Source organism: Bacillus cereus group sp. BfR-BA-01350 (genome assembly GCF_022663775.1).
Taxonomy (GTDB): Bacteria; Bacillota; Bacilli; order Bacillales; family Bacillaceae_G; genus Bacillus_A; species Bacillus_A paranthracis.
Window position 1 is genome coordinate 1 of record NZ_JAKUGD010000019.1, and the last position, 14,088, is coordinate 14,088.

Consider the following 14,088-nt stretch of genomic DNA (forward strand, 5'->3'; position numbering starts at 1 on the left):
GGCACCAGTAGCACCCGTGTTACCTTGAGCACCTTGAGGTCCAGTGGCACCGGTAGCGCCAGTAGCGCCCGTGTTACCTTGAGGTCCGGTAGCACCAGTAGCGCCCGTGTTACCTCGAGGTCCAGTGGCACCGGTAGCGCCAGTAGCGCCCGTGTTACCTTGAGGTCCGGTAGCACCAGTAGCGCCCGTGTTACCTCGAGGTCCAGTGGCACCGGTAGCGCCCGTGTTACCTCGAGGTCCGGTAGCGCCAGTAGCACCTGCTGGCCCAGTAGGTCCAGTAGGTCCTTGAATGAATGAAGCAGAATTAACTAGAGCGGTTTGTAATGCTGCGATTAATTTAAGAAGCTCTTGAAGTGTGCAAGGGTCAATTCGGAATAGTTTTGTAATGGATAATAAAAAATTAATTAGATTTTGAAGCTCGATAAATACAGCGCTTGCTACGAAAGTTGGATTTTTTAATATAGTTATTAAGTTTTTAATAATAGCTAACCCTTGTGCTTTCAGGGAGGAAGTGGCGTCTAGTGAACAAATAAATTTACTTAGCAGGTTCAATGTATCGATTAGATCTTCAATATTTTGGGGAGATGGATTTGCGAAAAGTTTTGGGATTATTTTTGTTAAATCGATAATGATTGCGCGAAATGTTCTAAGTTGTGCCTTAGTAACTGGGATTGATGGAGTGTTGGGGATTCGTCCAGCGCTACTTGGAAAGCATGGTTTGGAGAATTTGTTTTGACTGTCGTCATAACGAGACATTAAATCTCTCCTTTCTAATGAGAATGTGAATGAAACTCATCATAGTAGATGCAAAAATTAGTTAAATGGTCATAGTAAAATCGTTTGTTTGAAGAAAAAATAGAAAAAACGCCTTATGATAAGGCGTTTTTTCTATTTTCTGCGTATTGATAATATCGTTTTAGTGAAATTTTTGATTTGAACCCAGCTAGCTTTATAATTTCTGGCTCTGGAGTCTCTTTTTTGATTAAATTTAAAATATAGGTGTTACGAAAGTGTTGCCCGGAGATTCCTTTGCGTAAATTAGCTCTAGACACTTCAAGGCGAATCATTTTTTGGATAGCGATTTCTGTTAATCCCTTTGGTGCATCATTCTCGTATACCCATCTGTATGTTCCGCGATTAAAATCGAATGCGACAAATAGTGGGTCATTACTATGATATTTTGGACGAACGGGTTCAGGGATGCTTTTGTAATAAGTATATAGTTGTTTTTTGTCTTCACTGGTTAATGTAATTGCTCTTTCTACTCCTGCGGTAGCGGGTATAGATAACGTGTTAGTTTCAAAGTGGACGTGATGCATAGTTAATGATGTAAGTTCCTGTAAGGATAATCCATAGTCAATTAATAAATTTAAAATAGCGATATTACGATCCATCAATAAAGGGCGTACAGGACGTTGTTTTTCTGAAAGTCCTTCTAATGAAGTGACTATATGTTTTAATCTTTTTTCTTCATCAGATGAAATGAAATCTTCATTGCGGAGTGTGCGGTCTGGTTGAATAGAAATTTCCATGTTCTTTAATGGATTAGGAATGTTTAGAAAGTGATGCATTCTATTTAGTACAATGAATACGCGGTGCATCGTTTTCTCTGAGTAATGTCGATTCTTTTTTAAGTCGGAAAAGTAATCTTCGTAGTCTTTTGTACAAAGTGTAGCCCATATATTACTGGAAGGGAGCTTTTTGTTTTTTTCTAACCAATGTCCGAAATCTTCAATGTCATAAACATAACGTTTAATGGTTGAAGGTTTTCGGCCTTTATTCAATAAAAAAATAGAAAAGGCTTGTATTGTATCATGGAATTCCGTTGTCTCCATAGTCCCACCACCTTCATTATTTCTTTTATTATAGCAAACTTTTCTGAAAATAGTCATTTGTAAGGGAGACAAGAATAATAATATTTGGTGAGTGGATAAAATGAGGTGATTGTATGGAACAATCGATGCGAAAGAAAAATAATAATCAAATTAACATTGTGTTAAATCATCGAAAGAAAATTTCTTTACCGGCTGCAGAAAATAAAACAGTAATTTCAAATGAAACTACTACGAAACATGAGATGCTGCAAAGAATTGAAGAAGAGATGGGAAAACTCGTTGGGATGGATGATATAAAAAAGATAATAAAAGAAATATATGCTTGGATTTATGTGAATAAAAAAAGACAAGAAATAGGATTGAAGTCTGAGAAACAAGTACTTCATATGTTATTTAAAGGGAATCCAGGTACAGGGAAGACAACTGTTGCTAGAATGATAGGGAAATTATTATTTGAGATGAATATTCTATCAAAAGGGCACTTAGTTGAAGCTGAACGTGCGGATCTTGTAGGAGAGTACATCGGTCATACAGCTCAAAAAACAAGAGATTTAATAAAAAAAGCAATGGGAGGAATTTTGTTTATTGATGAGGCGTATTCATTAGCACGAGGGGGAGAAAAAGATTTTGGAAAAGAAGCAATTGATACGCTCGTAAAACATATGGAAGATAAACAACACGGTTTTGTATTGATTTTAGCTGGATATTCAAGAGAGATGAATCATTTTCTTTCATTGAATCCAGGACTGCAATCTCGTTTTCCATTTATAATTGAGTTTGCGGACTACTCAGTAAATCAGTTGTTAGAAATAGGGAAGAGGATGTATGAAGAACGTGAATATCAGTTATCGAAAGAGGCTGAATGGAAATTTAGAGATCATTTACATGCTGTAAAATACTCATCGCAAATTACATCCTTTAGTAATGGACGATATGTCCGGAATATTGTTGAAAAATCGATTCGTACACAAGCTATGCGGTTGTTACAAGAGGATGCATATGATAAATATGATTTGATTGGAATATCAAGCAGTGATTTGATGCTTGAAGAGGAGACGCACAGTACGTAAGCTGTGCGTCTGTTTTTCTGTATAAGTGCTTCTATTATTTTTTTGCTTTTTCTTGATAAGATTTATGGAATCGTTCCATTTTAGCACTTTTTTCGTGTGCGGAATTAGGGTCGTGTCCAATTTGACCTACTGAGCTTTTTTGAGCCCCTTTATTTACATGGTTTGTCATTTGTATTCACCTCGCTTTGAGGATTAGTATAAACATTCTGTAAAGAAAAACTCATTAGAAAAGAAAAACCCCTTTACGATTTGTAAAGAGGTTGGATTGCTATTTATGCATTGAACGTTCGTTTGTGTCGATGCGTCTATGCGGTAAATGCCATTTGTAATGAATAGAAACCATGCGGAAGCAAACAATTAAAATGAATAAGGTGTATAGAGCCCAATCGCTAACAATAATTTGAGCGCCGATTAAGAAACCTGCCAGAATCGTCCAAAAAGCATATACATCAGCTCGAAGAACGAGAGGTTTTCTACGGGCTAAAAGATCGCGGATAATACCGCCTCCAATGCCAGTTAAAACGGCTGCTACGATTGTAGCGCTAATTGGTAAATTTAATTTTTGAGCGTATAATGCCCCTTGTACGGCAAATGCTGATAAGCCGATAGCATCAGTGATGTTTTCCCACTTTTTCCAGTGTCTAATTAATTTATTTGGAAAAAGAAAAATAATCGTCATTGATAAAAGTGCGATTTGGAATAACATGTCTTGTTGCCAAAACGCGACAATCGGATAACCGATTAATAAATTACGAAGGGCACCTCCCCCAAATGCGGTTGCCATTCCTAAAATATACACCCCGAAAATATCATAATCCTCTTCCATTGCAACAATAGCCCCGCTTAATGCGAAAGCAATTGTGCCTATGATGCTAAAAATCTCCCATGCCATGAATTTTCTCCCCCGCTAACTAGATGAAATGTGCTTCCTCTGCTATTATATTAGAAGGTTTAAATTTCGAAAAGGATGAGTGAACATATTTGATGGAAGAAAAAGAGAAAGTCATATTAGTGGGCTGTCAATTGCCACAAGATGATGATGAAAAATTTATGCATTCCATGAAAGAACTTGCATCATTAGCGAAAACTGCACGGGCAGAATTGTTAGTGTCTACAATGCAAAAACGACCGAAGTTTCATCCGGCGACTTATATAGGTAAAGGTAAATTAGAAGAGCTTACAATGTTAACTGAAGAACTAGAACCGGATGTTATCGTATTTAATAACGAATTAACACCGAGTCAAATTCGGAATTTATCCGCAGTATTAGATGCGAGGGTAATTGATCGAACGCAACTCATATTAGATATTTTTGCGCAACGTGCGAAGTCGAGAGAAGGGAAGCTTCAAGTAGAATTAGCTCAGTTGCAATATACAATGCCGCGTCTTATGGGGCAAGGATTGTCTTTATCACGTCTTGGTGGTGGTATTGGAACGAGAGGGCCAGGTGAAACGAAACTTGAGACTGATCGTCGTCATATTCGAGCGCGCGTTGATGAAATAAAGAAGCAACTTGCAGTTGTTGTGGAACATCGAAAAAGATATCGTGAAAGAAGAAAAGATAATAAAGTATTCCAGGTTTCATTAATAGGATATACGAATGCGGGAAAATCTACGCTGTTTAATAGATTAACGGAAGCTGATACGTTTGAAGAAAACTTGTTGTTTGCAACACTAGACCCGACAACAAGGAAGATGCCGCTACCTTCTGGTTATACAGTATTACTAACTGATACAGTTGGTTTTATACAAGATTTACCTACGTCATTAATTGCTGCATTCCGTTCGACGTTAGAAGAAGCTGGTGAAGCGGATGTTATTTTACATGTTGTGGATTCTGCAGATCCTAATTATGTAGGGCATGAGAAAACAGTAAAACAATTGTTGTCAGAACTCGAAATAAATCATATTCCTATTATTACGTTATATAATAAAAAAGATGAATTACATCAAAACTTTATTCCGTTTCCTAAAAATGACTTCTTAATGACTAGTGCTTTTGAAGAAAAGGATCTATTACATATAAAAGAAGCGATAGAAACGAAAATGAAGGAAGAAATGAATCGTTATCAAGTGGAGATTCCTCCGAGTGAAGGTAAGTTATTAACTCTATTAAAGACGGAGACGCTATTAACAAAAATGGAGTTTTTGGAAGATAAATTTGTATATGATTGCGCGGGGTATATTTTTGCTCATTCATCGCTTAATGTACAATTAAAGAGATTTTTAGTGGAAGAAGGAGAAAATAAAAATGTTTGATCGTTTGAAAAATGGAGAAAAAATTGCTCCAATCGTAAAAGAAGTAGAGAGCCAAATTACAGAAGTACATAAACGTGCGGATGAAGTAATTGAAAGTAATCAGTTTCGTGTATTAGAAAGTTTTCGTAAACATAAAATTAGTGATTCACATTTTATTCCGACGACAGGTTACGGTTATGACGATATTGGTCGTGATACGTTAGAAAAAGTGTATGCAGATGTATTTGGAGCGGAAGCTGGCCTAGTTCGTCCGCAAATCATTTCAGGTACTCACGCTATTTCTACAGCGTTATTTGGTATTTTACGTCCAGGAGATGAGTTATTGTACATCACTGGTAAGCCGTATGATACGTTAGAAGAAATCGTTGGTGTACGCGGAAAAGGTGTAGGTTCATTTAAAGAATATAATATTGGTTATAATGCAGTTCCGCTTACTGAAGAGGGGCTTGTTGATTTAGGAGCTGTTGCGGCTGCCATTCATAGTAATACGAAAATGATCGGTATTCAGCGCTCAAAAGGTTATGCTACTCGTCCGTCTTTTACTATTTCTCAAATTAAAGAAATGATAGCGTTTGTTAAAGAAATTAAACCGGATGTTGTCGTGTTTGTAGATAACTGTTATGGCGAGTTTATTGAAGAACAAGAGCCATGTCATGTTGGTGCAGATTTAATGGCGGGTTCGCTTATTAAAAACCCGGGTGGGGGAATTGTTAAAACTGGTGGTTACATTGTTGGTAAAGAACAGTATGTTGAAGCGTGCGCCTATCGTTTAACATCTCCAGGAATCGGTGCGGAAGCAGGGGCATCTTTATACAGTCTGCAAGAAATGTATCAAGGTTTCTTCTTAGCGCCGCATGTAGCAGGACAAGCGCTAAAAGGTGCGATTTTTACAGCTGCATTTTTAGAAAAGTTAGGAATGAATACATCACCAGCGTGGAATGCACCAAGAACAGATTTAATTCAATCTGTTCAATTTGATGACAAAGATCGCATGATTGCATTCTGCCAAGCAATTCAATATGCATCTCCAATTAACTCTCACTTCACTCCATATGCCAACTATATGCCGGGGTATGAAGATGATGTAATTATGGCTGCGGGAACGTTTATTCAAGGTGCAAGTATTGAATTGTCGGCTGATGGTCCAATTCGTCCGCCTTATGTTGCTTACGTACAAGGCGGGCTAACTTATTCTCATGTGAAGATTGCGATTTGTTCTGCAATTGATGCATTAATTGAAAAAGAATTATTAACAATTTCTTAAAGGGAAGCTGTCGATTTCGACAGCTTTTTTCGCGTGAAAGTAATGATTTATTTCATTAGAAAAAAGAATGAAAAAATTTTTAAAAAAATCATGTAAGAAAAGCTAACATCTATTGACATCAAACATAACATGGTATAAAATGAGAAGCAGTTAAGGCGAAGGAGGAACTGAAACGATGAAAGAAGATAGACGTTCTGCCCCGCTGTTTCCTATTGGTATTGTTATGGATTTAACACAATTATCTGCACGTCAAATTCGCTACTATGAAGAGCATAATCTTGTTTCTCCAACCCGTACAAAGGGGAATCGTAGATTATTTTCATTTAACGATGTAGATAAGTTGTTAGAGATTAAAGATTTATTAGATCAAGGCTTGAATATGGCTGGTATTAAACAAGTGTTACTAATGAAAGAAAATCAAACAGAAGCAGTGAAAGTAAAAGAAGAAACGAAAGAAATTTCAAAAACTGAGCTTCGCAAAATACTTCGAGACGAACTACAACATACAGGTAGATTTAATCGAACTTCATTGCGACAAGGTGATATTTCAAGGTTTTTTCACTAAAGAGAACTGATTCTGAAGGTGTTTAGAGGGACTAAGGAGGAATTTATAATGGCTAGGTACACAAAAGAAGATATTTTCCGTTTGGCGAAAGAAGAGAATGTAAAGTATATACGTTTACAATTTACGGACCTTTTAGGGGTAATTAAAAACGTAGAAATTCCAGTGAGCCAATTAACAAAAGCTCTTGATAACAAAATGATGTTTGATGGATCTTCTATTGAAGGTTTCGTACGTATTGAAGAATCTGATATGTACTTATATCCAGACTTAGATACTTGGGTGATTTTCCCTTGGACAGCTGAAAAAGGTAAAGTAGCTCGATTAATCTGTGATATTTACAATGCAGATGGTACTCCATTTGAAGGGGATCCACGTAACAATTTAAAACGTGTATTAAAAGAAATGGAAGCTTTAGGATTCTCAGATTTCAATCTTGGACCAGAGCCAGAATTCTTCCTATTCAAAGTAGATGAAAAAGGAAATCCAACATTAGAATTAAACGATAACGGTGGATACTTCGACCTTGCGCCGATGGATCTAGGGGAAAACTGTCGTCGTGATATCGTTCTTGAACTTGAAGAAATGGGCTTTGAAATTGAAGCGTCTCACCATGAGGTTGCTCCAGGGCAGCACGAAATTGACTTCAAATATGCAAATGCAATTCGTTCATGTGATGACATTCAAACATTCAAACTTGTTGTAAAAACAATTGCTCGTAAACACGGTTTACACGCAACATTTATGCCAAAACCATTATACGGTGTGAACGGTTCAGGTATGCACTGTAACTTATCACTATTCAAAAATGGTGAGAACGTATTCTATGATCAAAACGGTGACTTACAATTAAGTGATGATGCTCGTCACTTCATCGCAGGTATTTTAAAACACGCACCAGCATTTACAGCGGTGGCAAACCCAACTGTAAACTCTTACAAGCGTTTAGTACCTGGATACGAAGCTCCTTGTTACGTAGCATGGTCTGCACAAAACCGTAGTCCATTAGTACGTATCCCTGCATCTCGTGGTATTAGTACACGCGTAGAAGTACGTAGTGTTGACCCAGCTGCAAATCCATATTTAGTAATGGCTACATTATTAGCAGCAGGTCTTGATGGAATTAAAAACAAATTAACTCCACCAGCTGCAGTAGATCGTAACATCTACGTAATGACAAAAGAAGAGCGCGAAGAAGCAGGTATCGTTGACTTACCAGCAACATTAGCGCAAGCTTTAGTTACATTACAATCTAACGAAGTAATTAGTAACGCATTAGGAGATCACTTACTTGAGCACTTCATCGAAGCGAAAGAAATTGAGTGGGATATCTTTAGAACACAAGTTCACCAATGGGAACGCGATCAATATATGTCTCTATACTAAGAGACTCAAACCCTTGACACACAACGTGTTGAGGGTTTTTTTATTTTGTGGGTAAAACACTTTTATTTGAAAGAAGAGTAATCCACCCACAAAACACCCACAAAAAAATCAAAGTTACCCCAATACATTATTCATATAAGCTTCAAACCCCGAAATAGAATCTTTATTAATTTTGTCGCTAATATGAGAGTAAACGTTAGAAGTGATTTCTATACTCTTATGCCCTAGTCTATCTTGAATGTATTTCATACTTGCACCAGACTCTAATAAAAGAACCGCGTGGGTGTGTCGTAATGAATGTATTTCTAATCTAGGTAAATTTGCTTTCTTAAGTATGCGTGAGAATGCATTGAACAATGTTGACTTCGGTAAGAACTTTCCATCGACTCTTGAAAAGACTAAATCTAATTCATGCTCATACGCATCTTGTAAAACAAGTTTATTAGCATTTTGCCACTTTTTATGTGCCAACAGTTCATCGACTAATGATTTAGGAATCATGATAGTACGTTTAGAAGTAAATGTTTTTGTATCCCCGAATAATTCTTCTTTTGTTTTAGCTGTAAAATCCAATGTTTTAGAAATAGTTATCGTATGTTCTTTTAAATTTATGTCTTTCCATTGTAAAGCAGCAGCTTCACCTTTACGCATACCTGTATTCAGAAGTGCCTTGAAAAAGATGTAATAAATATAGTTGTATTGATAAGAAGTCTTTAAGAAAAGGGGAATGTCTTCACTTCGCATATATTTTAGCCCTTCTCTTTCTTTATTGTTCTTATTTGAAATAACTACTTCTTCACAAGGATTGTTCTCGATTTTTTTTAGGCTAACAGCCTTTTTCATAGCATTGTTCATTGTGCCATGGATAATTTGAACAGTTCGCTTACTGTAACCCTGATCAGTTAAGGAATTAATAAATTTTTGATACATCATTGGTTTGAGTTCTTTTATGTTCATGTTTTGAAAGTAGGGGATGATATGCTTTTCGATGTTACGTTCATGCAAGATAAAGGTGTTTTTTCTTACATTGTCTTGCTTAAATAATTTTAACCAGTCTCTAAGGTAATGTTTTAAAGAAGTAGGAGTAATCTCAACTTCTAAACCGTTTAATAATTTTTTCTCTTCTTCAGCAGCCGCAAGTTGTGCTTCTTTTTTCGTCTTGAATCCGCGTTTTGATTTCTCTTTGTATTTTTGAGTATAAGGGTCTTTAAATCTCACTCGGAATTCCCAAACATCTCCGAATTTTCTGAAGCTAGCCATTATAACATTCCCTCTTTCCTTATAATTGTAAAGTGGTTAGATTACTCATCCAACCACTTCACAGGAGTCTCTTTATAACCTGAAACTTCATATTTTATTTCACCATCAACAATATGGATTTTCTCAACGATAGGGACCTTTTTAAATTCTACTTGTTTGATGGTGCGTTTCTTTCTTTTTTCTCGTTCGGCGTTTAAATCAATAATCAAAATATCTTACCTCCTTTAGTAAGGCTTATAAAATTCTAACAGTTCAACTGGAATGTCATTTTTGTATGCTATACATGCTTTTGTATCACCAGGTTGAATGGTCTTTTTATCAATTAACAAAAGCGCAGCAAACGTATTTGCTTCTATCTCTAATTTATCAACTGAAAAGAATGTATTCTTACGAAGAAAAGGTGTGTTTGCATGAGTATGTAGGATTGCATGTCCTAATTCATGTGCACAAACAGTTCTTTGCATGGATGGAGACAAATGATTATTAATAACAATGAAACGATTTCTTTTTTCGTATTTATAAAATCCGTTTATTTCTTCGTGTAAATCCCAAGTTAGTACATTTATTTTTAAGTAATCTGCAAGCTCATAGGGGTTATTCGTGTTGTATTTTGTGCAAAGTTGTTGGACTAGATCTCTTATGACGAATTTCAATGTTTTCCCTCCTAAGCTCGCATCAGTTATCGTCGGTAGTACGATATTTCTTAGGAACGTATTTTTTATTGATTACTTTAGTTTGTTTCACGATGTACTCCATTGCATCTAATAAAGATTCCACAGCTTCTTCACTCATAGGCTCACCAGAGAACATTAATCCGTCTTCGCCTTGAAGATCTCTTTTTATTTCTTCCATTCTTTTTTCGATATCTTTTTCATCTTTAGTGGTTAAATGCATTTGATTTGTTCTTCCAAGTAAGAAATCAGTAGTTACATTAAAGTGATCAGCTACTTTTTGGAGTCTATCGGCTGAGGGATATGCTTTATCCCATTTTCTTATGGTCCCATTGCCAAATTCTAATTCCTTTTCTAATGCGGATATGGATGTATCATGGTTTTTACAAAGATTTTTAATTGTGTTCACTAAGCTCATTCTAATCACCTTCCGTACTTACAGACGAAATAAAATAGACTGTAGACTAAAAATAACGATTGACAATTAGTTTGTAGACTATTATTATTAGGTTGTAAGCTAATTTGTTAGCTAAAAAGAGTATAAAAATTGAGTTGAGTTTTAGAAACTAATACTGAGGAAACTGTTTAGTTTTGTATTTGTATACCTTTTTATAATTATAATTTAGCACACAGACTAATTATGGTCAATAAATCAGCGAAAATATTCGCATTTCGAAAGGTGTGAACATCTAGATGAAGTATTCGAGTTTTGGAATTGAGGTTAGAAAAGTATTGTTAGAAAGAGATTTAACACTAACTGTATTAGCTTCTGAGCTAAAAATATCAGTTTCATATTTATCTGACATTTTAAAAGGGTCTAGAAAAGGGAAAAAACAAAAGAAAGCGATTGTTGAATTATTAGGACTAGACATGTGTGAGGAGGATTTAAAGTGACAGAACAAATAATGGTAGTAGATGAAAAAGAAGAATCGTTTGTAAAAGGTGATCAAGAAAGTCTGGTTTTTATTAAAGATAATAAAGTCATTACGGATAGCTTAACCGTAGCTGAAGTGTTAAAAAAACAACATAAACATGTCTTAAGAGACATTAAGGTTCAGATGGAAAAGTTGGAAAGTGCAGGAGAAGGGAAATTTACTGAGTCCAACTTTGGGCTTAGCTTTTATAAAGATGTTACAGGACGAACTTTACAAAAAATCGATATGACAGAAGATGCTTTCACAATATTAATGTTTTCTTATAACACGATTGAAACGATGAAAATTAAAGTGAGGTTTATTGAAGAATTTAAAAGAATGAGAGCATTCATTGAGAATCAGTCAATTCTTCCTACTGATACATTTAGTCAAATCGAACTATTAGCTACAGGAACTAGTAACTTAAATAAAAGAGTTTCTTCTTTAGAGCAGGTAGTTGAAAAGCAATTAACTGTAGATTACGGACAACAAAGAGTAATTGAAAAAACGAAAGCAAAACGGATCTATTTTTTATGGGAGAACGGTCATGTAGATAAAGAAGTACATGATTCTACTCGCAAGCTATTCGGATTATTAGGACGTAACTTGAAAGATGCATTCAATGTAAATAGTTACCGCGATATTTTGAAGAAGGATTTCGAGGAAGCCTTGAATTTTGTAAATGGCTGGAGACCAATGATTTAAAAATAAGGAGGGAACAATCATGTTTAATGTTCAAATAGATGAAAATGTTGTGAAGGAATTATGTGTGGAAGAAATTCAAAAGAAGGTTAAAGAGTACGACGCGGAGTTAGCTTTTTGGGATACTAAGGAGCTTAAAAAACGTGTATGTATGTCGTGGAATACAATTCAGGATCAGTTCTTCTTTGATCCACGGTTCCCTAAATTTAAAGTGGGTAAGAAATGGTATTTTCCAGCAAAACAAGTACAAGCATTTTTAGTTGAATGGGCAGAAGAAAGGATGGATTAAGGATGTTTACAATCGATTACAACAATGTAAAAGTATCTGATTATCTTAGACTACTAGCACATTATAAATTACCAAATAAAAAGCAGCGTCGATTAATAGAGAATAGGTTTGTATGTCTAAATGCTCTTTTTAAAAAGGCTGGTGAATCTAGTGGGAATTGAAAATTTAGTGTTACCCGAGGATGCGGAGTTAGCGAAATCCTTACGTAATAAAAAGGAGAACTACATAAAGAATCAATTTTTGTTAACTCGTATTGCAAGTAAGAAAAATGTAGAGGGTAAAACAAAAGAATTCTATGAGACTTGTAAAGAGTATGAGGCATGTGGAGAAAAGGCCAAAGAGTGTGATAAGCAATTAAAGGAATTGATATTTAAAAAGAAAGAAAATGATAGAGTTCAGCTTGTTGTAGAGCGTATGCGAGAGATTGGAATCAAAGATGATGTTATTCAAAAGGTTTTATATAAATAAAAAGAAACCCATTGCAGTGGGTTCCATTAAAAAACAAAATCGAAATTAGTATATCACGTGGGGTGATTACATGGAAGAGTTAACAGAAAATCAATTATTAAAAAAGCAGGTTGAAACGGCTGTAAGTAGCTTGAAACTTATATCAGCAAAAGAAGCAGATACCTGTAGAAAGTTAGATATAGATTATGTAATTACCGTATTAACTAATAAACCGTATGGCGGTATGCCATTTTAGGAGGCTATAAAACTATGAAGCTGTATGAATTAACAAGTAACTTCAATCAATTACAGCAAATGATTGAGGACGGGGCTGATCCAGAGGTAATTAACGATACACTTCAATCAATCAGTGCAGCAATTGAAGATAAAGTACAAGGTGCAGCGTTATTGATTCGCAATATTGAAGCGCAAGTTGAAGTGATTAAAGGAGAAGAAAATCGCTTGGCTGAACGCCGTAAATCTTTTGAGAACAGCTGTAAAAATATTAAGGATTATTTATATCATCAGATGGTTGCTGTGGATAAAAAACGGATTAAAGGTGCATTGATAACAGTAGGTATTCAAAAGAATCCAGCAAGTTTAGATATTGCAGAGGATGCAATTATTCCACCAGAATACATGATTCCGCAGAATCCGAAGGTAGATAAAAAAGCGTTATTATTAGCAATTAAGAATGGTATGAAGTGGGATGGTATTTCATTAAAACAGGGTGAGAGTGTGAGAATCCGATGAATGAGACTAAAAATTACTTTGCAGAATTAGCAGTTATTGACGTCAGTAAACATGTTGAGAAGAAGGGACGTTTTAGTTATCTGAGCTGGTCATGGGCTGTAGATCAACTCTTGAAAAAACATCCTGATGCTACATGGCAAGTTGTTAGATTTGATGGATTACCTTATATGAAAACAGAAGTTGGGTACTTTGTAGAAGTTGAAGTAACGGTAAATAACATCACACGTTCGCAAATTCATCCTGTATTGGATAACTATAATAAGCCAATCGCAAAACCTACGTCATTCCAAATAAACACCTCGATTCAAAGGTGTCTAGCAAAAGCAATTGCACTACACGGATTAGGTTTATACATCTATTCGGGTGAAGATATTCCACATGATGATGAACCTAAACAAGCAACTAAGCAACTAGATAACGTTCCAAAACAGGAGCAAGCTAGACAGGCAGAGGTTGCAAATGAACAAAGAATAAAAGCAATTCATGTGCAAATTAGAGAGTTGTCGGAAGTATATAACATGTCATTTGAAGAAACGAAAAACACTGTAAAACAGTCATTAGGAATTCAATCTTTCAAAGGAATGACAGTGCAACAAGCATCTCAGTTACAAAAAACAATAACATCGTGGTTAAACGAAGCAAAAGAAAAGCAACAGCAAGCACAATAGGTGGGTGA

At 35.6% G+C, this 14,088-nt stretch carries 21 protein-coding genes; 13 read left to right on the plus strand and 8 right to left on the minus strand.

Going from position 1 to position 14,088, the window contains the following annotated elements; all coding sequences use genetic code 11:
* Together MR147_RS24995 and MR147_RS25000 are read right to left on the minus strand one after the other, a co-directional pair.
* Positions 1-756: collagen-like repeat preface domain-containing protein (locus tag MR147_RS24995; protein WP_242304812.1), on the minus strand; the 756-nt coding region annotated here is incomplete at its 3' end.
* A 113-nt stretch (positions 757-869) separates the two neighbouring features.
* Entirely contained in the window at positions 870-1,835 is a 966-nt protein-coding gene (locus MR147_RS25000) for a tyrosine-type recombinase/integrase (RefSeq protein WP_242304813.1), read from the minus strand.
* Positions 1,836-1,948: 113 nt separating this feature from the next.
* On the opposite strand from MR147_RS25000, the gene spoVK reads away from it, so the two are divergent.
* Entirely contained in the window at positions 1,949-2,905 is a 957-nt protein-coding gene (spoVK, locus tag MR147_RS25005; RefSeq protein WP_000438181.1) for a stage V sporulation protein K, read from the plus strand.
* A 34-nt stretch (positions 2,906-2,939) separates the two neighbouring features.
* On the opposite strand, the gene MR147_RS27100 is transcribed toward spoVK, so the two are convergent.
* Together MR147_RS27100 and MR147_RS25010 are read right to left on the minus strand one after the other, a co-directional pair.
* On the minus strand, positions 2,940-3,074 hold the full coding sequence (locus MR147_RS27100) for a hypothetical protein (RefSeq protein ID WP_000181496.1): 135 nt from the start codon (positions 3,072-3,074) through the stop codon (positions 2,940-2,942).
* 99 nt (positions 3,075-3,173) lie between these two features.
* Entirely contained in the window at positions 3,174-3,797 is a 624-nt protein-coding gene (locus MR147_RS25010; protein ID WP_000312265.1) for a trimeric intracellular cation channel family protein, read from the minus strand.
* Positions 3,798-3,889: 92 nt separating this feature from the next.
* Between MR147_RS25010 and hflX the strand changes: the two genes are divergently transcribed.
* The 4 genes from hflX to glnA all read left to right on the plus strand — a co-directional run bounded on the left by hflX (position 3,890) and on the right by glnA (position 8,376).
* Complete coding sequence (gene hflX, locus MR147_RS25015; protein WP_139302780.1) at positions 3,890-5,164, plus strand: GTPase HflX; 1,275 nt, start codon at positions 3,890-3,892, stop codon at positions 5,162-5,164.
* Positions 5,157-6,428 carry a methionine gamma-lyase family protein gene (locus MR147_RS25020; protein ID WP_000460300.1) on the plus strand — a complete coding sequence of 424 codons (1,272 nt, stop codon included), beginning with the start codon at positions 5,157-5,159 and terminating at the stop codon, positions 6,426-6,428. Before hflX ends, MR147_RS25020 begins: the two co-directional genes overlap by 8 nt.
* A 175-nt stretch (positions 6,429-6,603) precedes the next feature.
* Positions 6,604-6,993 carry a transcriptional repressor GlnR gene (gene glnR / locus MR147_RS25025; RefSeq protein WP_000656783.1) on the plus strand — a complete coding sequence of 130 codons (390 nt, stop codon included), beginning with the start codon at positions 6,604-6,606 and terminating at the stop codon, positions 6,991-6,993.
* Between the two features lie 48 nt (positions 6,994-7,041).
* Positions 7,042-8,376 carry a type I glutamate--ammonia ligase gene (gene glnA, locus MR147_RS25030; RefSeq protein ID WP_000135330.1) on the plus strand — a complete coding sequence of 445 codons (1,335 nt, stop codon included), beginning with the start codon at positions 7,042-7,044 and terminating at the stop codon, positions 8,374-8,376.
* Between the two features lie 114 nt (positions 8,377-8,490).
* Here glnA and MR147_RS25035 read toward each other — a convergent pair whose 3' ends face one another.
* The 4 genes from MR147_RS25035 to MR147_RS25050 are packed head-to-tail and all read right to left on the minus strand — an operon-like array spanning position 8,491 to position 10,725.
* Complete coding sequence (locus MR147_RS25035) at positions 8,491-9,636, minus strand: tyrosine-type recombinase/integrase (protein WP_000135915.1); 1,146 nt, start codon at positions 9,634-9,636, stop codon at positions 8,491-8,493.
* A gap of 41 nt (positions 9,637-9,677) precedes the next feature.
* A complete protein-coding gene (locus tag MR147_RS25040; protein ID WP_042510924.1) occupies positions 9,678-9,845 on the minus strand; it encodes a hypothetical protein in 168 nt (55 codons plus the stop codon).
* Positions 9,846-9,860: 15 nt separating this feature from the next.
* Positions 9,861-10,289 carry an ImmA/IrrE family metallo-endopeptidase gene (locus MR147_RS25045; RefSeq protein WP_143881457.1) on the minus strand — a complete coding sequence of 143 codons (429 nt, stop codon included), beginning with the start codon at positions 10,287-10,289 and terminating at the stop codon, positions 9,861-9,863.
* Positions 10,290-10,311: 22 nt separating this feature from the next.
* A complete protein-coding gene (locus tag MR147_RS25050) occupies positions 10,312-10,725 on the minus strand; it encodes a helix-turn-helix domain-containing protein (RefSeq protein WP_242304814.1) in 414 nt (137 codons plus the stop codon).
* 275 nt (positions 10,726-11,000) lie between these two features.
* Between MR147_RS25050 and MR147_RS25055 the strand changes: the two genes are divergently transcribed.
* The 8 genes from MR147_RS25055 to MR147_RS25090 all read left to right on the plus strand — a co-directional run bounded on the left by MR147_RS25055 (position 11,001) and on the right by MR147_RS25090 (position 14,080).
* Positions 11,001-11,201 carry a helix-turn-helix domain-containing protein gene (locus MR147_RS25055; protein ID WP_000877760.1) on the plus strand — a complete coding sequence of 67 codons (201 nt, stop codon included), beginning with the start codon at positions 11,001-11,003 and terminating at the stop codon, positions 11,199-11,201.
* A complete protein-coding gene (locus MR147_RS25060) occupies positions 11,198-11,926 on the plus strand; it encodes a Rha family transcriptional regulator (protein WP_242304815.1) in 729 nt (242 codons plus the stop codon). The genes MR147_RS25055 and MR147_RS25060 overlap by 4 nt, the downstream gene beginning before the upstream one ends.
* A gap of 19 nt (positions 11,927-11,945) precedes the next feature.
* Entirely contained in the window at positions 11,946-12,212 is a 267-nt protein-coding gene (locus MR147_RS25065) for a hypothetical protein (RefSeq protein ID WP_000483547.1), read from the plus strand.
* Complete coding sequence (locus MR147_RS25070; protein WP_044810263.1) at positions 12,188-12,373, plus strand: hypothetical protein; 186 nt, start codon at positions 12,188-12,190, stop codon at positions 12,371-12,373. The genes MR147_RS25065 and MR147_RS25070 overlap by 25 nt, the downstream gene beginning before the upstream one ends.
* Positions 12,363-12,680 (plus strand): hypothetical protein, encoded by a 318-nt coding sequence (locus MR147_RS25075; protein ID WP_046957631.1) that lies wholly within the window; start codon positions 12,363-12,365, stop codon positions 12,678-12,680. Before MR147_RS25070 ends, MR147_RS25075 begins: the two co-directional genes overlap by 11 nt.
* A gap of 70 nt (positions 12,681-12,750) precedes the next feature.
* Positions 12,751-12,915: a hypothetical protein gene (locus MR147_RS25080; protein ID WP_181465790.1), complete on the plus strand. Its 165-nt coding sequence runs from the start codon at positions 12,751-12,753 to the stop codon at positions 12,913-12,915.
* Between the two features lie 14 nt (positions 12,916-12,929).
* Complete coding sequence (locus MR147_RS25085) at positions 12,930-13,412, plus strand: siphovirus Gp157 family protein (protein ID WP_242304816.1); 483 nt, start codon at positions 12,930-12,932, stop codon at positions 13,410-13,412.
* Entirely contained in the window at positions 13,409-14,080 is a 672-nt protein-coding gene (locus MR147_RS25090) for a DUF1071 domain-containing protein (RefSeq protein WP_242304817.1), read from the plus strand. The genes MR147_RS25085 and MR147_RS25090 overlap by 4 nt, the downstream gene beginning before the upstream one ends.
* Positions 14,081-14,088: the final 8 nt, after the last annotated feature.